This window comes from Bacillus cereus, from assembly GCF_002561295.1.
In the GTDB taxonomy this organism is placed as follows: Bacteria; Bacillota; Bacilli; order Bacillales; family Bacillaceae_G; genus Bacillus_A; species Bacillus_A cereus_S.
In genome coordinates, this window is sequence record NZ_NTUG01000047.1 from 45134 (window position 1) to 68787 (window position 23654).

Genomic DNA, 23654 nt, shown 5'->3' on the forward strand with positions numbered 1-23654 from the left:
TTTAGTAGGTTCATAAATGAAAAAGTATATGATGCCGTTTCGAGGAGGAAATTTTTATGAAAGTTTCGTTATTTATTACGTGTTTATCAGATGTGTTTTTTCCTCAAGTAGGTAAGAGTGTTGTGGAAATTATGGAGCAATGCGGAGTAGAAGTGGATTTTCCTGAAGGCCAGATTTGCTGCGGTCAACCTGCTTACAATAGTGGATATCAAAAAGAAGCTAAAGCGGCAGCAAAGCAAATGATACAAGCATTTGAGCATAGTGAATATATTGTCACTCCTTCTGGATCTTGTGCTAGCATGGTTCATCATTATTATAAAGAGCTGTTTAAGGACGAGCATGAATGGTATGAAAAAGCAGTACATTTCGCGAATAGGACGTATGAGCTAACAGATTTTTTAATGAACGTACTTGGAAAAAGGGATTTGGATTGTAAGTTAGATAGGACAGCAGTTTTTCACCAATCTTGTCATATGAGCCGCGGACTTGGGATAAAAGACGAACCGCTAGAGCTACTTTCACAAGTAAAAGGGCTAGATGTAAAACAATTACGATACTGTCAAGATTGCTGCGGATTTGGTGGGACTTTTGCGGTGAAAATGAGTTCGATTTCTGAAACAATGGTTGATGAAAAAATAAAATATATTGAGGAGGCGGAGGCTGATCTTTTAATTGGAGCTGATATGGGGTGTCTTATGAATATCGGCGGGCGACTTAGTAGGAAAAATAAAGAGATTCAAGTGTTACATATAGCAGAAGTACTGGCGAAGGGGCTGGAGAAATGAGCGTAGTGCAGGGACTAGAATTTTTGGGAAGAGTAGACAAAGCATTGCACGATTCGCAAATGAGAAGTGCGGTTCCGTTTACGCAAGATAGGCTTCGGATAGGAAGGGAACAAGCTACATCTGAATTAGGGAATATTGATGAATGGCGTGAAGCAGCATCTGAAATTCGGATGCATACAATTGAAAATTTAGATAGTTATTTAGAACAATTAGCTACAAATGTTCGGAAAAATGGGGGACATGTTCATTTTGCTTTGAAAGCCGAAGATGCCGTATCGTATGTTTCTGAAATTGCAAGAAAAAGAGGGGCAAAATCAGTTATTAAATCGAAGTCTATGGTTTCGGAAGAAATACATCTCAATCAAAACTTAGAAGAGATGGGACTGAAAGTGGTAGAGTCCGATCTTGGAGAATATATCATTCAATTAGCAGGGGAAGCACCATCACATTTAATTGCCCCGGCCATTCATAAGACGAAAGAACAAGTTGCAGAGCTTTTTTCTAAGGAAGCTGGAAGAGAAATACCGGTTGATACAGATCAACTACTACAATTTGCTAGGGAGCAATTACGTAAAGAATTTTTAGAAGCGGATATTGGTATCTCGGGTTGTAATTTCGCTGTTGCAGAATCTGGATCTGTCGTCCTTGTAAGTAATGAAGGAAATGCTCGCCTTACGACTACATTGCCAAAAGTTCATATCGCTATTATGGGAATGGAACGTCTTGTCCCGACATGGAAAGATCTTGATGTTGTCGTTTCGATGTTAACAAGGAGTGCCACCGGTCAAAAAATTACATCCTATGTAACTGGAGTGAATGGACCACGTTTACCGGAAGATAAGGATGGACCTGAAGAATTTCATTTAATTATTTTAGATAATGGTCGATCCGATATTTTAGGAACCGCTTACCAAGAAGTGCTTAAGTGTATTCGCTGCGGTGCGTGTGTAAATGTTTGCCCTGTATACCGTAATATTGGAGGGCATGCGTATGGAAGTGTGTATAGCGGTCCGATTGGTGCGGTACTAGCGCCTTTATTAGAAGGATATGAAGAATTAAAAGAATTGCCTTTTGCATCTAGTTTGTGCGGAGCATGTACAGATGTTTGCCCCGTGAAAATTCCGTTACACGACCTTCTCATTGAGCATCGGAAAGATGAGGTGGAACAAGGATTTATAACGAAATTTGAGCAATTAGCTTTTAAAGGTTTCGCGTTTATGGCGAGTCATCCTTTTGTTTATGAGAAAGGTGTTAAAATGGCACATGCTGGTTTATCTATTTTTGCAAAAGACGGTTATATTGCGAAAGGACCAGGTCCATTAAAGGGATGGACAGAGAGTAGGGATTTTCCAAAACCTGCGAAACAATCATTCCGAGATTGGTGGAGAAAAGAAAAGAGGGATTCATAACATGACAGACGTACAAGAATCTTTTTTAAACAATATTGCACGTAAACTAGGACGAAACCGCCGCTCTAGTGTAACTCCGCCTAAGTGGAAAAATGATCCGCTTAGACACTTTCCTAAAGATATAGATCACGAAAGTTTAGTAGAACAGTTTATTGCAAATTTACATGCATTACATACAGAAGTAAGTCACATATACCGCTCAGAAATAGAGAATACCCTTCAGTACGTTGCGGAGAAGTTTGATGTTCAATCGGCGGTGTACTGGGATGATGAGCGATTGCATCAGCTTGAAATAGGAAAGTATTTAACAAGAAATCTCGTTTCTTATCGAATGTGGCAGAGTAAAGATGATGAAAGGGAACTACGAGATTATGTATCTCGGGTTGAAATGGGAATTACTTATGCTGAAATGGGACTAGCAGAAACGGGAACAGTGGTTTTATGGAACGGCGGTGGGCGTGGTCGTTTAGTTAGTGTTTTGCCACCAGTTTATGTGGCAATTCTTTCGGAACAAACAATTTATAGACGTTTAACAGAAGGGGTGGCTGCAGTGCATGAACACGTTCCAAATGGGCTACCTGCTTGTATTAACTTTATCACTGGCCCAAGCCGGACAGGTGATATTGAAATGGAGTTAGCTTTTGGAGTTCACGGCCCTGGAAAGGTTCATGTCATTTTATTAAAGGATTAGAGAGAAAAATAGTATACGAGGGGGAGTGGAGAGTTTGATGAAGAATAAATTCCGCTATTATGTTTTTACGATGCTTACGTTAATTACGATGGTGAATTATATTGATCGCGGGGCCATCGCCTATGCACAGTCTTTTATTATAAAAGAATATGGCTTTGACCCGAAGGAATGGGGAGCGATATTAGGGTATTTTGGTTACGGTTACATGATTGGTTCTTTATTAGGGGGTATTTTTTCAGATAAAAAAGGACCAAAGTTTGTATGGATTGTAGCAGCAACGACATGGTCTATTTTTGAAATTGCGACCGCCTTTGCTGGAGAAATAGGGATGGCTGTTTTTGGAGGCTCTGCTTTAGCGGGATTTGCTCTATTCCGAGTTTTATTCGGATTCACAGAAGGACCATCTTTTGCGGTTTCGAATAAGACAGCAGCGAACTGGGCAGCGCCAAAAGAAAGAGCTTTTCTAACATCCCTTGGTTTTGTTGGCGTCCCATTAGGCGCAGTATTAACTGCACCTGTAGCGGTTTTGTTACTCTCTTTTACAAGCTGGAAAATGATGTTTTTCATCCTTGGTGCAATTGGAATTGTATGGGCGATTATTTGGTATTTTACTTTTACGAATATGCCTGAAGATCACCCGCGAGTAACGAAAGAAGAACTAGCTGAAATACGAAGTGCTGAAGGAGTGCTTCCATCAGTAACAGTTGAGAAAGGAACGAAAAAAGAGCCGTGGTATTCCTTTTTTAAAGTGCCGACATTTGTTTTTGTTACATTAGCATATTTTTGTTTCCAGTATATTAATTTCTTAATATTAACTTGGACGCCAAAGTATCTGCAAGATGTATTCCATTTTCAATTATCTTCTCTTTGGTATCTTGGCATGATTCCTTGGCTTGGCGCTTGTATTACTTTGCCACTAGGAGCGAAGTTATCTGACCGTATTTTACATAAAACAGGAAACCTTCGTTTAGCTCGAACAGGGTTGCCGATTATCGCTTTATTCCTTACAGCGGTTTGCTTTAGTTTCATTCCAATGATGGATAATTATGTTGCCGTATTAGCACTCATGTCACTTGGAAATGCATTTGCTTTCTTGCCAAGTTCATTATTTTGGGCAATCATTGTTGACACTGCTCCTGTTCAAGCGGGAACCTATAGTGGAATTATGCATTTTATTGCAAATATCGCGACAATCTTAGCTCCTACTTTAACGGGATACTTAGTTGTAAGCTACGGATATCCTTCTATGTTTATTGTAGCTGCAGTATTAGCCGCTATAGCAATGGGAGCGATGTGGTTTGTGAAACCAGGGCAGCAAACTAGGCCTGAAAGTTTGTTTAACTGGAGGAGTAAGGAGAGATTGGAAGAGCCGCGAGCGAATATTTAAAATCATTTTCACGGAAAACGAGTTGTATGTAAACTCGTTTTTTCGTTTGTCTAAAAGGTATGATTTTTGTGGTAAAATATGAGATAAGTGGGAAAATTTAAAAGGGCTGGGGTAATGTATGTATACAGTTGGGCAGTTTTCAGCAATATGTGGTGTATCGGTTAAAACATTACATCATTATGATGCAATTCATCTTGTAACACCTTTGCATACTGATGCAGTAACAGGGTATCGATATTATGATTATGAGCAAATAAAAGCTTTACAATATATAAAAAAGTTAAAGAGTTTCGGTTTTTCATTACAAGAAATAAAGAAGGTTTTACAAAGCTGTGATAATAGAGAGTTAGAGAATCGGTTACGAGAGAAAGCTCTACAATTAGAAAAGAAAATGATAAAAATAAAGCAAACTTTAGGACAAATCAATCAATCTATTGATGAGTTGAATACTAATGCTCCGTTTGTAACAGTTTCAAATATAACAGAATGCTTTGAAGAGATACGAGAAAGACAATGGATTTACGGCATTCGTGAAAAAGTATGTACACGAGAAATCGATTTTGTTGTAAAAAAATTGTTTGAAAGGTTATATGCATATGGGCTAGAAGTAGATGGGAAAATGATGACAGTTTTTCATCAATTTAATAAAGGGAATGTACCAATAGATTTAGAAGTTTGTGTACCTATAAAAGAGTACGATTGTGAGCTTTCAAATGTTCGGTGTTTAGAAAGCGGAAAACATATTTGCGCGATTGTAAAAGGCCCCTATTCGGAATTAGGAATCGCATATGAAAAAATAATGAATTTCATTCGGAAAAAGGGATATGTATTGAGGGATTCACCTTTTGAAGTGTATGAACAGGGGGTGCTTGCAGAAAAAATAGACTATAAAAACATTCGACCGGATTTTAAGCATACTCCGTTACAATTTATAACGAAAGTATGTTTTCCTATATATTCGTAATTGACCCTCCTGTTACAGGAGGATATATCCTAGCCTTAGTAAGAGAAAAGGAGAGGGTTATATATGTATCATCCAAGGTTACGCGGAACACATTATGAGATGGGAAAGCATTATGGGAGCATTTTATATAAAAATGGATTTCGGTTTCCAAAAGTGTCAGAAGAAAAATTAGCTTTCGGGAGACAAAGTCATGCTCTATTAAAAGACTTTTACCCAGAACTTATAGAAGAAATGAAAGGATTCGCTGAAGGTTGTCATGTAACGGATGAAGAGGTAAGTTCTTTTATATTGAGTATAGGTGTATTTGAGCCAGAGGGGCAATGTAGTATATTTGCATTTTATAACAGTTCAGAAGTGATTATGGGAAGAAACTATGATTTGATTTTAGATATGAAAAAATATACAGAGAGTTCTCTTGTTTGTCCTAACAATAAATATTCGTACGTTGGACATTCTGATGTATTTTTAGGGAAAGTAGATGGGATGAATGAACAAGGATTGGCAGTAGCAATTACACTTGTACAAAGTGAATATAAAGAAGTGGGATTAAATTTTTATGTGGCAGTTCGAAAAATATTAGAAAGTGCAAGTACGATAGAAGAGGCGATACATATTTTAAGAGAATTCCCATCTTCCATCTGTAATAACTACCTATTAGTAGATAGGTCAGGGGATATGGCAGTAGTAGAAAAAGCGCCACATAACATGTTTGTACGGAGGCCGGGAGAGGATGAAAGTTTTATCATCTGTACGAATCATTTTGTAAGTAAAGAAATGGTAGGTTTACAACAAAATATTGATCATGATTGGAGTAAATCTCAAAATAGATATACGTATATGGAAGAACAGTTAAGGGAAAATTCGCAGTTAAATCGAGAAAGTGTACAGGGCATCTTATCGAATAGTAAGGAGCATGTCTGTTTAAACTTAAAAAAATATAATTTTGGAACATTATATTCAGTTGTATATGAGTTAAATAGTTTTAGAATACATCGTGCAGAAGGGCAGCCGAATCGCTGTAAATATAAAGAAGATAAAAGATTGATAGAGAAAATTCATAAAAAAGAGAAGAGGAATATAGAATGAAGCTTTCTGAATTTCAGCAATATGTATCAAACTTTAGTAAAGAAAAAGGGTTTGCTGATACGACAATCGAGAAGCGTACGATGTATGTAATGGCTGAACTTGGAGAACTAACAGAAGCAATCATAAAGCGTAATGATAATAAGGATGCCAAAAGAGAAATAGGTTTAGAAATGTTCGATGTCATTTGGAATGTATGTGATTTAGCGAATAAACTAGAAATTGATTTGGAGGAAGCGTTTCAGGAAAAGATCGAAATCAATAGCGGGAGGGTATGGTAGTTTGTGTAAAGTTAAATAAGTATGGGAGGGATTATATATAAAAGATTCATATAGAGGTTCGAAAAGAAAGTTAACTTTAATTGTGTTCATTTCAATAATTGGTGTAGTAGCTATAGTTGCTATGTTAATACTTCAAGGAATATGGGTACCGAATTATTTCAATGCAAATAAATTTTCAGTGAAAGGTGTAGATGTAGCTTCATATCAAGGGGAAGTAGATTGGGGAGAGTTAGAAGGACAAGGAATGAAATTTGCTTTTATAAAGGCAACGGAAGGAAGTTCTTTTGTGGATCAATATTTTTCAGAAAACTGGGATCATGCTAGTAGGACAAATATGCGTATTGGTGCGTATCACTTTTTTAGTTTTGATAGTAAAGGTGACTCGCAAGCTGAGCATTATATACGAACTGTACCAAAAAATGAACAAGCCTTACCACCAGTAATTGATGTGGAATTTTACGGTGATAAAAAAGCGAATCCTCCTAAGCGTGAAGATGTTGCAAGAGAACTAACGATGATGATACAAATGTTAGAAAAGCATTATCAAAAACGGGTTATATTGTATGCTACGCCAGAGGCATATGATTTATATATAAAGGATAATTATCCAGAATGTGATATATGGATACGGAGTATTTTGACAAAGCCAAGCTTGTCAGATGATAGAAACTGGACGTTTTGGCAATATAGTAATAGAGGTAGACTAAAAGGATATAGCGGAAAAGAAAAGTTTATTGATTTAAATGTGTTTCGTGGTACTGTAGAAGAATTTGAAAAGTATGGTATGAAGTAGCTTCTAATACACTATACGGGGCAGAATATAAATAAAAGGTTAAAGATATCGAAAGAAGTGTAGCTGAGTATGTTAAATATATTATGAATAAAAGTAATCTTTATATATGATTTAAAAATATCCCGATGCCTTTATAAGTATCGGGATATTTTTAATGTATTGGTTTGGAATAACGCTTGATTAAAAAGTTTTGCGATTCCGTATTTAAAGAGAATCCATTATGAAAAAAAGTTGATGAGATTATTTTGCAAAAATATGAATCTCATCAAGCTTACATAATAACAGCAGAAGTTTCAGAAGGTGCGGAATTTTTAATATAAGTAAGAACTCTACTCAATATAGAAGGTCCCTGGGTAGAAAAAAGAGGGAACTTTTTCATAACTAATTCATATGAGGTATGACTTGTTCGGTTGAAAGTTATTATGTAAGGGATGCGTCATCTACTTTTGAAACTTTCTGCCCATCTTTATAGTCAAGGCAAGAAACTTCAATTAATAAACCATTAAATACTGTAAAATAAAAACCATAACTATTACCTCTCATTGCATAAGGTGCCTTGTCAATTTCAATGCCTCCAGTTACTAAACGGTTATATGCTTGATCAACTTCACTTGAAGTTTCTACTAAAAATCCAATATGAAAAGCTTCAGGATATGTAGCAGTCTTTCCCCCCTTAAATGCTTTTGGATCACTTAACACGAGAATAAATCCATTCTCATCACTCATAACTACAAGGGCCTTTCCTTTCTGTTCTATAAATTGAAAATCAAAGAACGTCTCAAAGAAATGTCTAGCTTCTGATAAGTCGTCAACACATAGATTTAGATGGTTTAACTTCATTCAATCATCTCCTTTTAAACAGGAAATCCCTATAGTAATAACATTTGAAAGGGAATAGGCCGGCCATGGATTTCTGTTTCGTTATAGTTAAGTCAACCAAACTATATATATGCTACATAACATTAAAATTATTCTATTCGATCTTTCCAGTAGTATGCGATTGTATAACTCTCTTTTGGAATGGCTAACTTTGTTTGATTTGCGATCCTTGTAAAGGCTGTCGTTTTTTATGAAGGTTGTTTTCGTAAACTTTGTTGCTTTAAGATAGTTTTTATTAATTAGAATTTTTATAATAATCGGTGTATAATATATATAGTTGACTTACTGGTTAGTTGGAGGTGATTGTTATGAGTTTGCTTAACATCTCATTTGTGATGTTGATGGCAGTAGGATTATTACTGTTTGTTTACGGGTTACAGAAAAAATTCCAACTATCAATGCTTTTTGGTGGGATGGCTTTCTTGGCTCCAATATTTTACCTCATTGGTTGGACTCCTTTTTTACCTTTTGTTGCTCCAATTGCACTGGCAATTTCATATTTTGGGAAGAAAAAGATAGATCCAGCTTAAAGCAGGCTCTTCGAGGGGGCTGTTTTTTCTTTCTGTATTTAAGCGTTTATCCGTATGTTATAGGAGGGATTCACACCTTCTCGCTAAATTTATTAATTGCATACTAAAAAAAATATGTTAATATAGGGTTGCTTATTAAATTAGTTAAATAAGTTTAGGTGCAGAGACTTATTAAACATTTTTAATAAGTTCAACTCATTCGAGAATAAAGGAGATGACGGCATGAAAACTGAGAAAGAAAAGATGTTAGCGGGAGAGATGTATATTCCAGATGATGCAGAATTAGTAGCTGATAGGGTCAAGGTAAGAAGATTAACGCGTCTTTATAATGAGTCTATAGAAAAAGGGGATCAACAGTGCTTCTCTTTATTAGAACAGCTTTTAGGTTCTTCAGCTGATGGGAAACCACATATTAACGCTGATTTCCGTTGCGATTACGGCTATAATATCCACGTTGGAAAAAACTTTTTCGCCAATTTTAATTGTGTTATTTTGGATGTTTGTGAAGTGGAAATCGGTGATAATTGTATGATGGCACCAGGTGTCCACATTTATACGGCTACGCACCCTTTACATCCAGTAGAACGAAACTCTGGTAAGGAATATGGAAAGCCTGTAAAAATTGGAGATAATGTTTGGATTGGTGGAGGAGCTATTATTAATCCCGGCATTTCAATTGGAGATAATGTCGTGATTGCCTCTGGCTCAGTTGTGACAAAAGGTGTACCTCATAATGTAGTCATTGGTGGAAACCCAGCCAAAATCATCAAAAAGCTAGATTTGTAGGAATCGGGTTCGTTTTCTACTGAATAATAAACTGTGGACATATCGTATAGGTAGTATGAAAGGTGTTTAATATGAAAGAATATTGCGAGGAGAATCATACAAAGGCATTGCTTGCTTCTCGAGACGCTCTCTTTCTCTTATTTGCTTTGCCGGGCGTTGCATTTGCTACATGGGTTTCTAGAACAGCATCTACCCGAGATATTTTAGCGGTGTCGAATGCGGAAATGGGATGGATTTTGTTTGGTCTATCCGTCGGCTCAGTCATTGGTTTACTAAGTGCAAGTCATTTCATTGACCATAAGGGAGCAAGGGACGTTATTGTAGGCAGTATGTTCTTTATGATTGTTGGATTATTTTGTTTAGGAATGAATATTTATGTTATTTCTAGCATTGGAGCTTTTTGTAGTTTAGTTGTGTTTGGAGTAGGATATGGATTGGCTGAGGTTGCATTGAATGTAGAAGGTTCTGCTATCGAGAGGGAATTGGGAGTTACACTCCTTCCGAAATTCCACGGTTTTTTTAGTGTAGGAACTTTAGTAGGAGCACTTAGTGGTTCTGTTGCAGCGTTGCTTCATATTCCTATTTTGTATCAGTTTCTTGCGGTTTCCATTGTATCTATATTATTCGTATGTGTGTTGTATCGGTTTCTTCCATCTGGGACAGGAAAGAAGGAGAAGAGGAAGGAAAAGAAGCGAGTACAGCATACGTCCTTACGCATGGAAAAGAAGATTTTTTTAATTGGTGTTTTTGTTCTTGGAATGGCGTTTGCAGAAGGAAGTGCAAACGATTGGCTACCTATAGTGATGGTAGACGGACATGAACAAAGTGCCGTAACAGGTTCTATTATGTACACAGTTTTTGTGTTGGCGATGACATTCGCTCGTATGATCAGTGGTTATTTCCTCGATCGCTTTGGTCGTGTTACTGTAGTGCGCACTACAATTGTTATGGCTATCATCGGGATTTCAATCGTGATATTTGGGAATCAGCCATTTCTTCTGTCCGTTGGTGTCATACTGTGGGGAATGGGAGCATCTTTAGGTTTTCCTATTGGTTTATCTGCTGCTGGAGATGACAGTGAGAATGCGACTTCTAACGTTGCTATTGTTTCTCTGATCGGTTATACAGCCTTTTTAGTTGGGCCACCATTTTTAGGGATACTAGGGCAATTCTTTGGAATACGCAATGCTTTGTTGGCGGTTTTATTATTTGTTCTCTTATCTGGTGTCGTATCGTTTGCTACTAGAGAAAATAAATCGGGCTGAGTAAGTTATGTAATAATTACGTGAAAATAGTAAAGATATATGAGCTGAGAATAAGCTATATGTAACGAGAAATATGTACATTCTATTGCTTTAAAAAATGATGTATGTTATATTGTCAACGCAACTTATTAAATGTGTTTAATAAGTATGTTAATTGAGGCGGTGAACAGTGTGAGTGAGCAATTTGTTACTCCAAAATCCATTAAGGAGGCTATCCTCCGTAGTATTCGTACAACTCTTTTAGAGCATGGAAGTGCAACAAAAGTTGAACTCAGCAATAAATTAGAAGTCAGTTTCCCGACGATAAGTAAATTTATAGAAAAAATGAAAAAAGACGGTGAAATCGTTTTAGTCGGTTTAGATGATTCAAGTGGTGGAAGAAGAGCAAAGCGATATGCATACAATCCTGAACATATGCTTGGTTTAGCGCTATTTTTAGAGAGAGATGAGACAAACTATACAATTTTTAACTGTTTAGGGGAAGTAAAAGAACAAGGAAGTACTTCAAGTGTCTTGCTTGATAATGGCCTAACCTTATTATCTGAACATATAGAAAGTCTTATAGCTACGTTTCCAAAAATAAGCGCGATATCAATTGGTGTTCCTGGTGCGGTTGATAATGGTCGTATTTTTTATATACCGGGATATGAAAAATTCCAAAATTTTAATTTGAAAAAGCACTTGGAGGATCTGTTTTCTATACCTGTTGTAATAGAAAATGATATGAACGCGGCGGTTCTTGGATTTCATAAACATACTGGAAATAATGATAATGTATCTCTTGTATATTTGTATTCAGGTCAAAATGGTCCTGGTGCGGGGATTATGGTAAATGGAGATGTCGTACGAGGAAGTACGTTTTTCTCAGGAGAAATATCCTTCGTTCCTCAATATGATAACAAAAATTTTCTACAGGCTTTGAAAAGTGAATCTAATCATTCGAAATTTGTGGAACATAATATAGACGCTATTAGTCGTTTAATATCTACGTTTATAGCTATTATTAACCCTCATGCATTTATTTTTTGTAATGATGAAGTGAATCCGTTAATGATAGATCAAATTGTCAAAAGGTGTCCATCGTATATTCCGGTAGAACATATTCCAAAAATAACGTTGAGTGATTGGAAAGAAGACTATTTATACGGATTACAAAGTCTTGGATTGGATCTTATGATTACTAGAACAAACAAAGAAAACTAATTATTGATTCTATAATAAAAAGTGAAGGTGTCGATTATGAAAATTGAACATGTGGCGATTTGGGTTAAAGATTTAGAAACAATGTGTGCTTTTTATAAACAGTATTTTCATGGTGAAGCTAACACTTTGTACCATAATCCAGAAAAACAATTCGAATCTTATTTTATAACTTTTGAAAGTGGTGCACGTCTAGAAATTATGAGCCAGGTAGGGATAGACGATAAAGTGGACACGAAAGCAATCGGATATGCTCATATCGCTTTTTCTGTTGGTAGCAAAGAAAAGGTAGACAAATTAACAGAAAAATTAAGGGGAGCTGGATACCCTGTTTTGAACGGGCCGCGTACTACAGGGGACGGTTATTATGAAAGTGTAGTAAGTGACCCTGAAGGAAACCAAATTGAGATAACAATCTAACTTTGAATTTGTAGGAACTTATTCATAATTATACGATATAAAATTTCGTTAATCCCCCAAATGTTTACGAGAAACCAAGTATTTCTTCAGAAAGGGGGACATAACCGTGAGTGAATTCATTTTTGTTTTATGTATGTATCCGGTACTCATCGCTATTATTTCAGTAGTTGGGACATATAAAGTGAGTACGTTTTATGTAATGCCGATTGTAACGTTTCTTATTTTTCTTATGTTAGAAGTTGCATTGTATGATCCATCATTTTTCTTTTGGGTTGGCATGTATACTATTTTTTCATTCATTGTTTCTTATATAACTATCTTATTTGTAAATGAATATGAGGCTGTAGAAGGAAAGCACTAATATAAAATTTCTCATCTTGAAATATAGTAGCAATAAAGAAGGATGGGCAACTGCTCATAAAATCTGGATTGGTGAAGGAAACATAATCGGTTAAAGTAGTGTTAAGAAAATAAGCATATAAAAACCTAATTTCACGTTACAATGACGGGGAATTAGGTTTTTTTGTTGGATTATATTGATTTACTAAACTTTGTAATTCTATTAAAATGATAAAGAAAATTCTAATGATACAAAATATTTTATCTAGAAATAGAGTGTAGAGAATTGAATATAAAGGGATTTGTAAAGCCGTATAGAATGGAGGGATACATTTGGAAGAACACTTTATAGAGACAAGTGGATGCCGCTTATGGACAGCGAAGCAAGGACAAGGAATTCCTGACTTACTCATAAGTGGTGGGCCAGGTTGTGCGGATTATTTAGAACCAGTTGCTAGTTTAATAGATGATATATGTGAAGTGGTTCGATTCGATCCTAGAGGATGTGGGCGTTCTGAATCCGATGATACAGGATACGGTGTAAAAGAATGTATAGAAGACCTAGAAAGAATACGAGAACATTACAAAATTGAGAAGTGGATTGTTATGGGGCATTCGTGGGGAGCTGATTTAGCTCTTGCGTATGCAATGTTACAGCCGAATTCATTGTTAGGATTTGTCTCCATTTCAGGAACCGGTATTCAAAATGATCGAGATTGGAAACGTGCATATGAAGAGGGAGTAAAGGGGAAACGGGAGACTTGTCCAGATTCGGTGTATTCTTACAATAAGGAAGTGCACCGTTCTTTAATAAACTCGTGGCGGGAATATATGAAACGGCCTCATATATTAAAAGACATTTCAATGATTGAAGTGCCAACGTTATTTGTATATGGACAAAGAGATATACGACCATCTTGGCCCATTTTACAAATTGCATCTCTTATAAATGGAGCGAAAGCTATTGAGATAGAGGAAGCTGAACATTATATTTGGATGCAAAATAAAAGTAGACTTAGAGAAGAATTGCGAAAGTATGTAAGCGAATCTTTTTAGGAGTGAATAAAATGGACAATCTTACAACCGTTCAAAACATATTTGGTCTTTCGAAAAAAATATTAAATGGTTTACCGAATGCTATAACGATTGAAGACACTGAAGAAGATTTGCTATATGATCCTCAAAATTATAAAGAACAGATAAAAAGGTTTGTAGAGGTATGTGCAAATTGGAATGTAAAAAGAGCCAGTGTTTTACTAGACAAAAATTTTAGCAGTTTTATTCCGAGTACAAAAGTGTTACGTGAATTCGGTTTTCAGCTTTATGCAGCAAAAATAGAAGTGTTTCGTAACCTTTCGGACATCGTAACGCCAGAAAAACAGTATAGTTTTCGCTCTATAGATGAAGGGGGATTGTCTGAAGATGAATTTAAGTCGCTTTGGGAGCGATGTATGTCAGGTTCAGATAATCAATCATCCATTCTTAATATAGATGAACATTTTTACGCGATACAAGCAGAATTAGGCGAGGGATGGGAAAAGTCATGTATTGCTTTTTATGATAGAAATCAACCAGTCGGAATATCCATTCCTCATATTGAATCAGGTACGAAGGAGGAAGGACGGTTATTTTATTTTGGCCTCTTACCTGAGGAACGTGGAAAAGGAATGAGTGTTCATATCCATCTTCAATCTTTATATTTGTTAAAGCGAATGGGAGCTACTTATTATATAGGAAGTACTCATATGACAAATGAAAAGATGCAAAAAGTGTTTTTGAAAAATGGTTGTTCTATAAGGACTGAAACGGAATTGTATTGTAAAGTTTTTGAGTAAAGATTTTGATAGTGAAATGAAATTAATTGTTGGACGAGGACAAAAAATGAATAAGGACGGTCGTGTGGTTGTTTATGTAACAAAGAATCAGGAAGACCATTCACTGCAAATTGAGGTTTCAGGAACTGCGGTGTATGTAAAAGAGTTTCAAATTTCGATTTAAAAAAAGTTCGGTATATAGCCGAACTTTTTATCTATTTACAACTTCAATAAAAGATGTATTTCCATTTTGCCTCATTACGGAATGGAAATTGTGATTTTCTAATGTTTCTGCAACTTGCTTCAATTGCTGGGCATCATCATGGTGAATTAGCAGACTATCTGCGCCACTTTCTTCAATGTGGATATGTGTAACATTACCGATAGCTTGATGTACAGCTTGTAAAAAATCGGGTTTCATATATGTCCTCCTACTATGTATAAGTATTTTTTCTAGCATGCCCAATATTCATCAAAATTACAAAAAATATGTATAAGGAAGAGGATGTTAAAGGTTTTTTTCTGTAGTTGTCAAATAATAATAAAGTTGCTTCATATATAGAATGAGGGGAATAAAGATGGATATTAACAAAGTGATTGAGCAATTAGTTGTAAATAAAGTGATTATCGATTCTCCTACAACATACAAGAAATTAACGGGCGGTACGATGAGTGAGTTATATGTAATGGAAGGAAATGGGCCGTACGTTATAAAGATAAATGAACCAAAAGTTATAGAAGAAGAATCATATTTTCTCGCCTTTTATGAACATGAAAGTATATTTCCGAAGCTTTTGTATGTTGACCCATTATATAGATATATGGTGTATTCATTTATTCCTGGTTCCGTAAGTTGTGATACTGGGAATAAAAAGGATATTCTTTTTACACTTGTCCAGAAAGTGATTCATACATATAAACGAGCTATGAAAATGGATCAGTGGGGATGGAAAGAAGAACCGGTAGCCTCGTGGCAGGATTTTCTTTTAGAAAGGGTAATGGAAGCCCACGAGAATGTGAGTGCTTATGTGGCAGAAGTCGATTTTCAAACTGTTCTTAAATTAGTACGTAGTTTAAATAGAACGAGATATTGTAATCAACCATGTCTATTACACGGTGATTGTGGGTTTCATAATTTTATATGTAGAGAAAATAAGTTATATGGAGTAATCGACCCTTTCCCCGTTTTGGGAGATCCAATATATGATTTGATTTATGCATTTTGTTCGACACCAGAAGATTTAGCAAAAGAAACGATAGATGAAGTAGTAGAAAAGAGTGTGTTTCATAATAGAGCGAGAACCATTTTATATGAAGAGATTGTAATCGTTTTATATTGCAGGTTAGATGCTTGTTTGAGACATCATCCAGAGGATTTGGATGTTTACTTAAAAGCTTGGCGTTATTGGATGGATCAAATTCGTTACCAATGAAAGTCCACTAGAAAATAAAATGGGGATAGGAGAAATATTATGAAAAATTTTGTTTGTATAACATGTGGCGTGCAATATGCAGCAAGTGTAGAGGAACCAATGAATTGTATGATTTGTAATGAGGAGAGGCAGTATATTAATCCGAAAGGGCAATCTTGGACAACGCTTGATGATTTACAAGCAAGCAAAAAATATGAAAATGATATGATTGAAGAAGAACCAGGCCTTCATAGCATAACAACAAAACCAGAATTTGCGATTGGCCAAACAGCTTACTTGGTAAAAACAGAATCGTATCATTTGTTATGGGATTGTATTACGTATCTCGATGAAACTACAATTGAGAGAGTAAAAGAATTAGGAGGGTTAGATGCAATTGCACTTTCTCATCCACACTATTATTCTACTCAAGTTGAATGGGCGGAAAAATTTGATGTACCAATTTATATACATGAAGATGATAAAAATTGGGTGGCACGTCCAAGTAAACATATTGTTTTTTGGTCAGGGGAATCGTTACCGTTATCCGATGAAATCACTATATATCGCTTAGGCGGACATTTTAAAGGTGGTTCTGTTTTACATTGGTCAGAAGGGAATGATGGAAAAGGTATTTTGTTAACAGGCGATATTATTCAAGTAGTAGCGGATCAAGAGTGGGTGAGCTTTATGTACAGTTATCCAAATTTAATTCCGTTACCAGTAAATAAAGTAGAAGAGATGGCAAAAAGGGTAAAACCATTATCTTTTAATCGTTTGTATAATGCTTTTCACCGGGTAGTGAAAGAGAATGCGAATGAAGCTGTAGGACGGTCTGCACAGCGATATATTTCTGCGTTAGAAGGTAAATTGTTTCATACATAAAGAGGAGATGTAGAAATGAATACATTAATATGTTTTGGCGATAGTATTACAGCTGGTGAAACATTTTGGAATGGAACGCCAAGATTAACACCACGTTTACAAGAGAAATTTCCAGATTGGAAAGTAGAAAATGCAGGTGTTTCTGGTGATAATACGTTCGATGCTTTGAGAAGAATAGAAGAAGATGTGTTATCTTATAATCCGACATTTGTAACGGTCTTTTTTGGTGCAAATGATGCAGCATTTCATAAACAAGTATTACTACAAGAATATGAAGAGAATTTAATAGAGGTTGTGAAAAAAATCTCACCAGAAAAGGTGCTGTTAATTAGTCCAGCACCAGTGGACGAGGAAAGACAGCACGCAAGAACAAACGAAGTATTATCGCAGTATGCAAAAGTAGTAGAAAAAGTGGCAAAACAAACAGGAAGCCATTTTCTTGATTTACATTCTCATATGATCAATGAATTAGAGTATAAGAAGTTTGTAGAAAACGAAGAGCGTGATGGCCTGCATTTTAGTGCTGTTGGTTATGAATATTTATCTGAGTTAATCGGGAGTAAATTAAAAGAGATTTCTAAATAGAAGTTATAAGTGAAAAAGCAAAGCTATGATCAGCTTTGCTTTTATGATTTCTTTTTGGGCCTGCGAACCAATTCACCACCACAGTTTGGACAAACATGATGCGTTTGTTCTGTGCACGGTGCACAAAATGTGCATTCGTATGTACAAATGTAAGCTTCCGAATCCGTTTGAAGTGAAGTGTTGCAAGTTTGACAGGCTGTTTTCATTTCTAAGGCCATGTGATTCCTCCTATTTGTATGAATGTTTGTAATTTAATGATAATATAAATTGGAGAATATGTCCTTTTCGTATGAAAGTATATTTGGAAATTAGCGTATCGTTTGAAATGAAATATGATATTTGATTTACGAATCGATTAAGCATTAAAAATGAACGGGATAAATTATTCGCTTTATATAAAATTAAACAAGCAATACAGCAACAGGGGGTACATGTTTTGGTGGAGAATAATCATGATTTAAAAAGTAGTGCAAGTTTTCACGACTTACGAGCTGATTGTGAAAAATGTTTCGGGCTGTGCTGCGTTGCGCTACCGTTCGCAGCTTCAGCCGATTTTGCAGTGAACAAAGATGGTGGTAAGCCATGCTCTAATCTACAATCAGACTTTCGTTGTGGTATTCATAAAAACCTAAGGAAGAAAGGGTTTAAAGGATGCACAGTTTTTGAATGCTTTGGTGCTGGACAAAAGGTTTCTCAGGTTATTTTTGAGGGGATTGACTGGCGTGAAAATCAAGAACATGCGAAGAAAATGTACGATGTTTTTCCAATTATGCATCAGCTTCATGAAATACTTTGGTATTTGAATGAAGCTTTAGCATTAAAAGCAACACGGTCGATTCATAAAGAGATTCGTGCTGCGATTGAAGAAACGGAGCGGCTTTCTTATCTTAGCCCAGATTTGCTGATTGATGTAAATGTTCCATCACACCGAGTGTATGTAAATGAGCTTCTTTTAAAGACAAGCGAACTCGTGTGGAAGGAGTCACTTCACAAGCATAAGAATACGAAAAAAAATAAAAGGATGAATCACCGAGGGGCAAACCTTATGGGGGCAAAGCTTAGAAGGGCGGATCTTAAGGGAGCGAATTTACGAGGGGCATATCTCATTGCAGCTGATCTCCGGGGAGCAGACTTAAGAATGGCTGACTTGATTGGTGCCGATTTACGAGACGCTGATCTTCGAGGAGCAGATCTTACGGAGAGTATTTTTTTAACTCAAGTTCAGGTGAATGCAGCGAAAGGGGATGCCGATACGAAATTACCAAGTTTACTTTCTCGTCCGGCGCATTGGTCTGCTTGAGGAAAATATAAATTTTATCTTCATAAACACTAAAAATACAGGCTATATTTTTGTGATAGGAATATATGTTAATTGGTAAGAGGTAAAATGAAAGAGGTGAGCATTATGATGCTTTTAGGACCGTTGCTAATGGCTCTCTTACCAGGGGGAATAATATTGGCACTTACTTGGTGGTTTAGTAAAAAAGATTTTCCTTTTTTAATAAGGATGCTACCAGGTTTAATAACAATCATGGCTGCTGCTATTTTATTTTATATTGGATTTGTAAGTGTAAGAGGATTTGAAGGCGGGGCTTATGGTATCCTTTCTGTGTTTCTAATAATAGTTAGTATCGTATCTTTCTTCATTGGAAAAAGGGTTAATGTAAATCCGTAAAGCAATATGTTACATATTAAGCTGAAAAAGCAGAAAAAAACGATATTAAATAGACTAAACGAAGAAGAGGATATTATGTTCAATATATGAGCATATATCCTCTTTTCTTATACATATTAGATTCGTTATACAGATATTGAAAAATCATAAAGAAAATTGTGGGATTTTCAAAGGCAATAGGTACATAAAAAGAGAACATATTTATTAATGCTATTTGAATTACTGAAAGGAGAGTGGAGAATGAAAGATAAATTATTGAGGATTGGAACTATTTATATTCCTGTTACTAATGTAGAACTTTCTTCAAAATGGTATGTAAACAAATTAGGTGCAGAGTTAAGCCATAAAGACGAAGACAAAGCTATTCTTAACTTTGCAAGCCAAAGTTTTTTTCTGGTTAAACCCCACGCAAATCAAAGCTTAAATTTTTATGATTTTTGTGATGAAGAGTGCTTCTCTTTAACATTTGAAGTTAATGGTTTACATGCACTTGAATCAATTCATAGTGATTTTATTAAAAAAGAAATAAAAGTTGGAGAAATCGAGAACAGAGGACACACTGGAAAGAACTTTGTTTTTTATGATTTAGATGGTAATAAATTTGATGTTTGGAGTGAATTAAGTCCCATCTTCAAAGAAAAATACCTAATATCGCAATAAGAGATTTTGAGCATTCAATTCTTTTAATTTTGAAAGATTACACGAAACAGTGAGGAGATTGATTGTATGCAAGTTGTAACCAAAATGTTTTTAGAACAACTCGACATGCATTGTCATGAGAATGATTGGTTTGCATCCATGGATCAGGCGCTTCATGGAGTCAGCGCAGCCGAGGCAGCATGGACAAGTTCGGGAATCAGCAATTCGATTTGGCAGATTGTCAACCACTTGATATTTTGGAATGAAGACGTAATCCATCGAATCAAGGTCACAGAGAATCCGCATAAGGCAGAAGACAATGAAGAAACCTTTGGAAATCCGGGGAATCCAGAAGACGAAATTGGGTGGGCCCAGACAGTACAGCGCCTCAATGAAGTCATGAATAAATTAAAAACGGTCATTGCGGACCTTGACGATGAAAAGTTAAAAGCTCCGTATGCAGCTAACAGGTACTCTATTGAGCGTTTACTCAGCAATATCATGATGCACGATACATATCATCTCGGCCAAATTGTTCTGTTGCGAAAGCTGCAATCCTCTTGGGGCGGCGTTGATTGGTCCTAAAGCACCATAATTAAGCAGTATTGAAGGTGTGCCCCCCTTTACATTCTCTATATGGTGAAGCGGGTGTGATAGTCAAATAAATTAGAACAGTGATCTTTCGCATATTTTATTGTTTAACAGTCGGGCGCTTTTCTTAAGTAAGAAAGGAGATTACATATTAGTCATATAAAATATGTAATCTCCTTTCATTTATTTATCTTTTTTTAATTTAGGTCTTGATAAGAAATCATTCTTCTGCTTTTTTAATGTTAAAAACGCAGAGATTTATAATGCTAATTCAATTACGAAATAAAATCTTGTTATTGTTATTTTTTCTTTTCAAGTGTAGTTATCACGACACTAAATATAATAAGAGCACCACCAATAAAAAAATTACGATTTAACGTTTCATCTAAAAGGAACCACCCTAATAACGAACCGACAATTGGCTGGAAAAAGAAAAATAGGGAACCGATGCTAGCATCCATGAGCTCTAGGCCTTTATTCCAAAGAAAAAAGGCGCCAGCAGTGGAGATGATTCCTAAATAGAGAATACCTAATATGATAGTGGTGTTTAAGTTTCCGACTGGACTTGATTGTAACTCCCAAATCATGCAAGGTGTAATGAAAAATAACGAAAAGAATATTGCGTACGTTGTAATGAGCAAGGATGAAAAGCGTGTAGAAGCAATTTTTACATAAATAGATAGTAAAGCCCACGTAATAGCTGCCCCGACTAAAATGATTGTGCCAATAAAGTAAGAACCAACTTCTATATCCCATCCAATCACAATAATGACGCCTATTGTAGCTAGGATAGTAGAGAGTATTCTACGAGTCGTTAATTTTTCTTTTAAAATGAGAGTAGCGAATACGACCATAAATGCTGGAGTAGCCGATGTAACTAAAGATCCTGTGTGCGCATCAGATAATTTTGTTCCAATAAATTGGCATGTTATTGAAATGAAGTAACCAATGAAACCGATCCACGCGAAAAGGAACCAGTCTCGTTTATGAATATGGATTTTCTTTTTATTTTTTCGTTCAGTTATTTTTAAAATTGTATATAAAACGAAAAAAGCGATGATAAAGCGAAGCCAGACAAGTGTAAGCGGTGGAACAAAGTCGAGTACATATTTACTAATAACGTACATACCACCCCAAATACTTGCTGCAAGTGATAAACAGATTGCTCCTAAAATGGTTTGTTTCATTGTGAAATACCTCCGTCTATTTGTAGGATTGTCATTCGAAATCCTAAGACGAGGCATATTTTTATAAAGTATACGTATGCCCGCCCTAGGTTATAGACGGATTACAGGTTGATCGTTTTCGAATAGGTTGTTGTAGTACATGAGAACCGCTCCTCTCGATATTTTGTAGTTGTTTATCATAAATTAGTTTTATAATGAAATTATAACTTAATTTTCAGATTATTGGAGAGTAAAATGAAATATGTTGTAATTCAGTCTCATCGTAGTAATTATCCAGAGCCAATCAGTTTAGAGAAAGGGGATCAAGTGCGAGTGGGACATTCTTATTCAGGGCCTGGAAACTGGAACGATTGGGTATATTGTCATGCTGAGCATAATAATCTGGCAGGATGGGTTCCGGAAATATAACCTAATGAATGTTAATATATGTTATGTATAGTGAATATTTACTTTATAAAAAGGGGGAATAGTATGACTAAAACAAACGAATCTTCAGGAGTCGATTTGAAACAAAATGTGAAGTTTTCTATTATAATCCCTGCACACAATGAAGAAAAGTACATTAGAAAATGTTTAGATTCAATCGCAAAGGCATCAGAGGCATATAAAAATCAAACTGAAGTCATAGTTGTTTTAAATCGTTGCACAGATAAAACAGAGGAAATAGCAAAGTCGTATAACTGTATTACATTAAAAAATAACGATAAAAACTTATCCAAAATCCGAAATGCAGGGGCCGAAATAGCGAGCGGAGAAATAATCATTACTATAGATGCTGATACTCAAATGACAGAGTCTATGTTATCTAATGTCGACAAATATTTAGCTTCAGGTACATACATTGGCGGCGGGGTAACTGGAAAGTTTGAAAGAATATCTTTAGGAATATTCGTTTCCGCACTGTTAATAATAATCCCCTTACTTTTTAAGTATGGAGCTATATCTGTAGGGATTTTTTGGTGCTATAGAAAAGACTTTATGGCAATCAACGGCTTTAATGAAAATATGCTTATGGCAGAAGATGCAGATTTCGCTAAACGATTAAAAAAATGGGGAAAGCGAAATAATAAGAAATTCGGTACAATTAAAAATGGAATGATAACTTCAAGCAGAAGATTTGATAAACATGGGGACTGGGCTTTACTTAAAAATCCCAAAATAATCTTAGCCTATCTAAAAGGAACTGATAAAAAATATGCAGATAAAACATATTATGATAACCAAGAAAGATAACTGTGAAGATTCCTAAACAAATCATTATCAAATGAACTAGTGAAACAAGATAAATAAAATTCACCAAAACGAAACTTTTGAATAGTAGTTTACTTTCAAATTCCTCTACTTGTATCCCACATCAATAGCCCATAACAGCCCGATTGGTGAGGGGTGAAAATCAGTGGGGATGGAGAACCCCCACTGATTGAAGTTTCACTTTATTAAAATTCTATTTCTTGTGTACATTACCACTTAGAATATTCTTGCATTTTCTAATATTTCGTTTGATTTGCTGATTTTCAAAAAAATAAACCTCCGTACCTGACCAAATAAAAACCCAACACACAATGCTTAATACTCCTGCAATATAGGCATGACTGTTTGAAAGCTTCAAGAATATCACGCCCACAATAATACCAAGCACAAACAAAACAATAGCTTTTTTGACATTTCTAGCATATGTATATTCCTCTTCGTTCAAGAGGTTAGAAAAAGTGTTAAGTGTGGCAGTTTTCAATGACTTTTCGTCAAAATCATTCTGACCTGAAAAAAATATGTCTACTTCTTTTCTTTTGCCACTGTGTAGCTTTGACAAAATAAAATCTTCAAGGTCAGAGCTTAGGTGAACATCATCTGAGCTATAATATCTTGAAAACGGAGTATCAGTTTCATCTAAATAGATATTTATATTTAATTCATCTTGCATGTTAACCCTCCTTTAAATCTGATGTACTAGTTGAAAGTCAACCTTTTATCCCGCTATTTGCGGGCTGTAATACTCCCACCTCAAAATTCGGCGGGAGCAAAGAAGTTAGGTGGGAGTATTACAGCCCATAACA

General features: G+C 35.7%; 30 protein-coding genes and 2 pseudogenes. 26 read left to right on the plus strand and 6 right to left on the minus strand.

Annotation, left to right across the window (positions count from 1 at the left end; genetic code table 11):
* Positions 1-56: 56 nt before the first annotated feature.
* The 8 genes from CN373_RS22560 (at position 57) to CN373_RS22595 (ending at position 7393) form a co-directional block, all read left to right on the plus strand.
* Complete coding sequence (locus tag CN373_RS22560) at positions 57-785, plus strand: (Fe-S)-binding protein (RefSeq protein ID WP_098360195.1); 729 nt, start codon at positions 57-59, stop codon at positions 783-785.
* Complete coding sequence (locus tag CN373_RS22565) at positions 782-2194, plus strand: LutB/LldF family L-lactate oxidation iron-sulfur protein (protein WP_098360196.1); 1413 nt, start codon at positions 782-784, stop codon at positions 2192-2194. Before CN373_RS22560 ends, CN373_RS22565 begins: the two co-directional genes overlap by 4 nt.
* Position 2195: 1 nt before the next feature.
* Positions 2196-2885: a LutC/YkgG family protein gene (locus tag CN373_RS22570; RefSeq protein WP_098360197.1), complete on the plus strand. Its 690-nt coding sequence runs from the start codon at positions 2196-2198 to the stop codon at positions 2883-2885.
* Between the two features lie 37 nt (positions 2886-2922).
* A complete protein-coding gene (locus CN373_RS22575) occupies positions 2923-4272 on the plus strand; it encodes an MFS transporter (protein WP_002057142.1) in 1350 nt (449 codons plus the stop codon).
* A 118-nt stretch (positions 4273-4390) separates the two neighbouring features.
* Entirely contained in the window at positions 4391-5236 is an 846-nt protein-coding gene (locus tag CN373_RS22580) for a MerR family transcriptional regulator (RefSeq protein WP_098360198.1), read from the plus strand.
* A gap of 63 nt (positions 5237-5299) precedes the next feature.
* Positions 5300-6322: a C45 family autoproteolytic acyltransferase/hydolase gene (locus CN373_RS22585; protein ID WP_098360199.1), complete on the plus strand. Its 1023-nt coding sequence runs from the start codon at positions 5300-5302 to the stop codon at positions 6320-6322.
* Positions 6319-6600, plus strand: a complete 282-nt coding sequence (locus CN373_RS22590) for a MazG nucleotide pyrophosphohydrolase domain-containing protein (RefSeq protein WP_098360200.1) — start codon at positions 6319-6321, stop codon at positions 6598-6600. Before CN373_RS22585 ends, CN373_RS22590 begins: the two co-directional genes overlap by 4 nt.
* A 79-nt stretch (positions 6601-6679) precedes the next feature.
* On the plus strand, positions 6680-7393 hold the full coding sequence (locus tag CN373_RS22595) for a glycoside hydrolase family 25 protein (RefSeq protein WP_113745339.1): 714 nt from the start codon (positions 6680-6682) through the stop codon (positions 7391-7393).
* Positions 7394-7813: 420 nt separating this feature from the next.
* On the opposite strand, the gene CN373_RS22600 is transcribed toward CN373_RS22595, so the two are convergent.
* On the minus strand, positions 7814-8233 hold the full coding sequence (locus CN373_RS22600; protein ID WP_098360202.1) for a VOC family protein: 420 nt from the start codon (positions 8231-8233) through the stop codon (positions 7814-7816).
* A 137-nt stretch (positions 8234-8370) separates the two neighbouring features.
* Positions 8371-8451 (minus strand): annotated as a pseudogene (locus tag CN373_RS25350) (DUF402 domain-containing protein); the annotation flags it as partial.
* A gap of 129 nt (positions 8452-8580) precedes the next feature.
* Here CN373_RS25350 and CN373_RS22605 point away from each other — a divergent pair.
* The 9 genes and pseudogenes from CN373_RS22605 to CN373_RS22645 all read left to right on the plus strand — a co-directional run.
* A complete protein-coding gene (locus CN373_RS22605) occupies positions 8581-8802 on the plus strand; it encodes a hypothetical protein (protein ID WP_098360203.1) in 222 nt (73 codons plus the stop codon).
* A gap of 222 nt (positions 8803-9024) precedes the next feature.
* Entirely contained in the window at positions 9025-9588 is a 564-nt protein-coding gene (locus tag CN373_RS22610; RefSeq protein ID WP_098360204.1) for a maltose acetyltransferase domain-containing protein, read from the plus strand.
* 71 nt (positions 9589-9659) lie between these two features.
* Positions 9660-10853 (plus strand): MFS transporter, encoded by a 1194-nt coding sequence (locus CN373_RS22615; protein ID WP_098360205.1) that lies wholly within the window; start codon positions 9660-9662, stop codon positions 10851-10853.
* Between the two features lie 171 nt (positions 10854-11024).
* Positions 11025-12056, plus strand: a complete 1032-nt coding sequence (locus CN373_RS22620; protein WP_113745340.1) for an ROK family transcriptional regulator — start codon at positions 11025-11027, stop codon at positions 12054-12056.
* Positions 12057-12092: 36 nt separating this feature from the next.
* On the plus strand, positions 12093-12473 hold the full coding sequence (locus tag CN373_RS22625; RefSeq protein ID WP_098360207.1) for a VOC family protein: 381 nt from the start codon (positions 12093-12095) through the stop codon (positions 12471-12473).
* Positions 12474-12579: 106 nt separating this feature from the next.
* Complete coding sequence (locus tag CN373_RS22630; protein ID WP_098360208.1) at positions 12580-12834, plus strand: YbeF family protein; 255 nt, start codon at positions 12580-12582, stop codon at positions 12832-12834.
* Between the two features lie 311 nt (positions 12835-13145).
* The gene (locus CN373_RS22635) at positions 13146-13868 is read left to right on the plus strand and encodes an alpha/beta fold hydrolase (RefSeq protein WP_098360209.1); all 723 of its coding nucleotides are present in this window, start codon (positions 13146-13148) and stop codon (positions 13866-13868) included.
* 11 nt (positions 13869-13879) lie between these two features.
* A complete protein-coding gene (locus tag CN373_RS22640) occupies positions 13880-14647 on the plus strand; it encodes a GNAT family N-acetyltransferase (protein ID WP_098360210.1) in 768 nt (255 codons plus the stop codon).
* A pseudogene (locus CN373_RS22645) lies at positions 14637-14810 on the plus strand (isomerase); the annotation flags it as partial. The gene CN373_RS22640 and the pseudogene CN373_RS22645, both read left to right, overlap by 11 nt.
* Positions 14811-14837: 27 nt before the next feature.
* Here CN373_RS22645 and CN373_RS22650 read toward each other — a convergent pair.
* A complete protein-coding gene (locus tag CN373_RS22650) occupies positions 14838-15047 on the minus strand; it encodes a hypothetical protein (RefSeq protein ID WP_098360211.1) in 210 nt (69 codons plus the stop codon).
* Positions 15048-15204: 157 nt separating this feature from the next.
* Here CN373_RS22650 and CN373_RS22655 point away from each other — a divergent pair, with 157 nt between their 5' ends.
* The 3 genes from CN373_RS22655 to CN373_RS22665 are packed head-to-tail and all read left to right on the plus strand — an operon-like array spanning position 15205 to position 17508.
* Positions 15205-16059, plus strand: a complete 855-nt coding sequence (locus CN373_RS22655; RefSeq protein ID WP_098360212.1) for an aminoglycoside phosphotransferase family protein — start codon at positions 15205-15207, stop codon at positions 16057-16059.
* 39 nt (positions 16060-16098) lie between these two features.
* Positions 16099-16923, plus strand: coding sequence for an MBL fold metallo-hydrolase (locus CN373_RS22660; protein WP_098360213.1), 825 nt, complete (start codon positions 16099-16101; stop codon positions 16921-16923).
* Between the two features lie 15 nt (positions 16924-16938).
* Positions 16939-17508, plus strand: a complete 570-nt coding sequence (locus CN373_RS22665; protein ID WP_098360214.1) for an SGNH/GDSL hydrolase family protein — start codon at positions 16939-16941, stop codon at positions 17506-17508.
* A gap of 41 nt (positions 17509-17549) precedes the next feature.
* On the opposite strand, the gene CN373_RS22670 is transcribed toward CN373_RS22665, so the two are convergent.
* Entirely contained in the window at positions 17550-17726 is a 177-nt protein-coding gene (locus CN373_RS22670) for a DUF1272 domain-containing protein (RefSeq protein ID WP_033664164.1), read from the minus strand.
* 218 nt (positions 17727-17944) lie between these two features.
* On the opposite strand from CN373_RS22670, the gene CN373_RS22675 reads away from it, so the two are divergent.
* From CN373_RS22675 to CN373_RS22690, 4 genes are all read left to right on the plus strand, one after another.
* Positions 17945-18808: a pentapeptide repeat-containing protein gene (locus CN373_RS22675; RefSeq protein WP_425290453.1), complete on the plus strand. Its 864-nt coding sequence runs from the start codon at positions 17945-17947 to the stop codon at positions 18806-18808.
* Between the two features lie 105 nt (positions 18809-18913).
* A complete protein-coding gene (locus CN373_RS22680; RefSeq protein ID WP_000979292.1) occupies positions 18914-19183 on the plus strand; it encodes a YesK family protein in 270 nt (89 codons plus the stop codon).
* 240 nt (positions 19184-19423) lie between these two features.
* Positions 19424-19843, plus strand: coding sequence for a VOC family protein (locus CN373_RS22685; RefSeq protein ID WP_000653352.1), 420 nt, complete (start codon positions 19424-19426; stop codon positions 19841-19843).
* A 66-nt stretch (positions 19844-19909) separates the two neighbouring features.
* Positions 19910-20407, plus strand: a complete 498-nt coding sequence (locus tag CN373_RS22690) for a DinB family protein (protein ID WP_001198474.1) — start codon at positions 19910-19912, stop codon at positions 20405-20407.
* Between the two features lie 305 nt (positions 20408-20712).
* Here the strand turns inward: CN373_RS22690 and CN373_RS22695 are convergent, their stop codons facing one another.
* Complete coding sequence (locus CN373_RS22695; RefSeq protein ID WP_000814704.1) at positions 20713-21600, minus strand: DMT family transporter; 888 nt, start codon at positions 21598-21600, stop codon at positions 20713-20715.
* Positions 21601-21834: 234 nt separating this feature from the next.
* Here CN373_RS22695 and CN373_RS22700 point away from each other — a divergent pair, with 234 nt between their 5' ends.
* Positions 21835-22008 (plus strand): SH3 domain-containing protein, encoded by a 174-nt coding sequence (locus CN373_RS22700; RefSeq protein ID WP_000878497.1) that lies wholly within the window; start codon positions 21835-21837, stop codon positions 22006-22008.
* 63 nt (positions 22009-22071) lie between these two features.
* A complete protein-coding gene (locus tag CN373_RS22705) occupies positions 22072-22833 on the plus strand; it encodes a glycosyltransferase (RefSeq protein ID WP_000169327.1) in 762 nt (253 codons plus the stop codon).
* A gap of 211 nt (positions 22834-23044) precedes the next feature.
* Here CN373_RS22705 and CN373_RS22710 read toward each other — a convergent pair whose 3' ends face one another.
* Positions 23045-23521 carry a hypothetical protein gene (locus tag CN373_RS22710; RefSeq protein WP_098360215.1) on the minus strand — a complete coding sequence of 159 codons (477 nt, stop codon included), beginning with the start codon at positions 23519-23521 and terminating at the stop codon, positions 23045-23047.
* Positions 23522-23654 lie beyond the last annotated feature (133 nt).

Excerpts from the sequence above, each read along its gene's own strand:
- CN373_RS22560 (WP_098360195.1), top strand. The coding sequence starts at position 57 with ATGAAAGTTTCGTTATTTATTACGTGTTTATCAGATGTGTTTTTTCCT.
- CN373_RS22565 (WP_098360196.1), top strand. The coding sequence starts at position 782 with ATGAGCGTAGTGCAGGGACTAGAATTTTTGGGAAGAGTAGACAAAGCA.
- CN373_RS22570 (WP_098360197.1), top strand. The coding sequence starts at position 2,196 with ATGACAGACGTACAAGAATCTTTTTTAAACAATATTGCACGTAAACTA.
- CN373_RS22575 (WP_002057142.1), top strand. The coding sequence starts at position 2,923 with ATGAAGAATAAATTCCGCTATTATGTTTTTACGATGCTTACGTTAATT.
- CN373_RS22580 (WP_098360198.1), top strand. The coding sequence starts at position 4,391 with ATGTATACAGTTGGGCAGTTTTCAGCAATATGTGGTGTATCGGTTAAA.
- CN373_RS22585 (WP_098360199.1), top strand. The coding sequence starts at position 5,300 with ATGTATCATCCAAGGTTACGCGGAACACATTATGAGATGGGAAAGCAT.
- CN373_RS22590 (WP_098360200.1), top strand. The coding sequence starts at position 6,319 with ATGAAGCTTTCTGAATTTCAGCAATATGTATCAAACTTTAGTAAAGAA.
- CN373_RS22600 (WP_098360202.1), bottom strand. The coding sequence starts at position 8,233 with ATGAAGTTAAACCATCTAAATCTATGTGTTGACGACTTATCAGAAGCT.
- CN373_RS22605 (WP_098360203.1), top strand. The coding sequence starts at position 8,581 with ATGAGTTTGCTTAACATCTCATTTGTGATGTTGATGGCAGTAGGATTA.
- CN373_RS22610 (WP_098360204.1), top strand. The coding sequence starts at position 9,025 with ATGAAAACTGAGAAAGAAAAGATGTTAGCGGGAGAGATGTATATTCCA.
- CN373_RS22615 (WP_098360205.1), top strand. The coding sequence starts at position 9,660 with ATGAAAGAATATTGCGAGGAGAATCATACAAAGGCATTGCTTGCTTCT.
- CN373_RS22625 (WP_098360207.1), top strand. The coding sequence starts at position 12,093 with ATGAAAATTGAACATGTGGCGATTTGGGTTAAAGATTTAGAAACAATG.
- CN373_RS22640 (WP_098360210.1), top strand. The coding sequence starts at position 13,880 with ATGGACAATCTTACAACCGTTCAAAACATATTTGGTCTTTCGAAAAAA.
- CN373_RS22650 (WP_098360211.1), bottom strand. The coding sequence starts at position 15,047 with ATGAAACCCGATTTTTTACAAGCTGTACATCAAGCTATCGGTAATGTT.
- CN373_RS22655 (WP_098360212.1), top strand. The coding sequence starts at position 15,205 with ATGGATATTAACAAAGTGATTGAGCAATTAGTTGTAAATAAAGTGATT.
- CN373_RS22660 (WP_098360213.1), top strand. The coding sequence starts at position 16,099 with ATGAAAAATTTTGTTTGTATAACATGTGGCGTGCAATATGCAGCAAGT.
- CN373_RS22665 (WP_098360214.1), top strand. The coding sequence starts at position 16,939 with ATGAATACATTAATATGTTTTGGCGATAGTATTACAGCTGGTGAAACA.
- CN373_RS22670 (WP_033664164.1), bottom strand. The coding sequence starts at position 17,726 with ATGGCCTTAGAAATGAAAACAGCCTGTCAAACTTGCAACACTTCACTT.
- CN373_RS22680 (WP_000979292.1), top strand. The coding sequence starts at position 18,914 with ATGATGCTTTTAGGACCGTTGCTAATGGCTCTCTTACCAGGGGGAATA.
- CN373_RS22685 (WP_000653352.1), top strand. The coding sequence starts at position 19,424 with ATGAAAGATAAATTATTGAGGATTGGAACTATTTATATTCCTGTTACT.
- CN373_RS22690 (WP_001198474.1), top strand. The coding sequence starts at position 19,910 with ATGCAAGTTGTAACCAAAATGTTTTTAGAACAACTCGACATGCATTGT.
- CN373_RS22695 (WP_000814704.1), bottom strand. The coding sequence starts at position 21,600 with ATGAAACAAACCATTTTAGGAGCAATCTGTTTATCACTTGCAGCAAGT.
- CN373_RS22700 (WP_000878497.1), top strand. The coding sequence starts at position 21,835 with ATGAAATATGTTGTAATTCAGTCTCATCGTAGTAATTATCCAGAGCCA.
- CN373_RS22705 (WP_000169327.1), top strand. The coding sequence starts at position 22,072 with ATGACTAAAACAAACGAATCTTCAGGAGTCGATTTGAAACAAAATGTG.
- CN373_RS22710 (WP_098360215.1), bottom strand. The coding sequence starts at position 23,521 with ATGCAAGATGAATTAAATATAAATATCTATTTAGATGAAACTGATACT.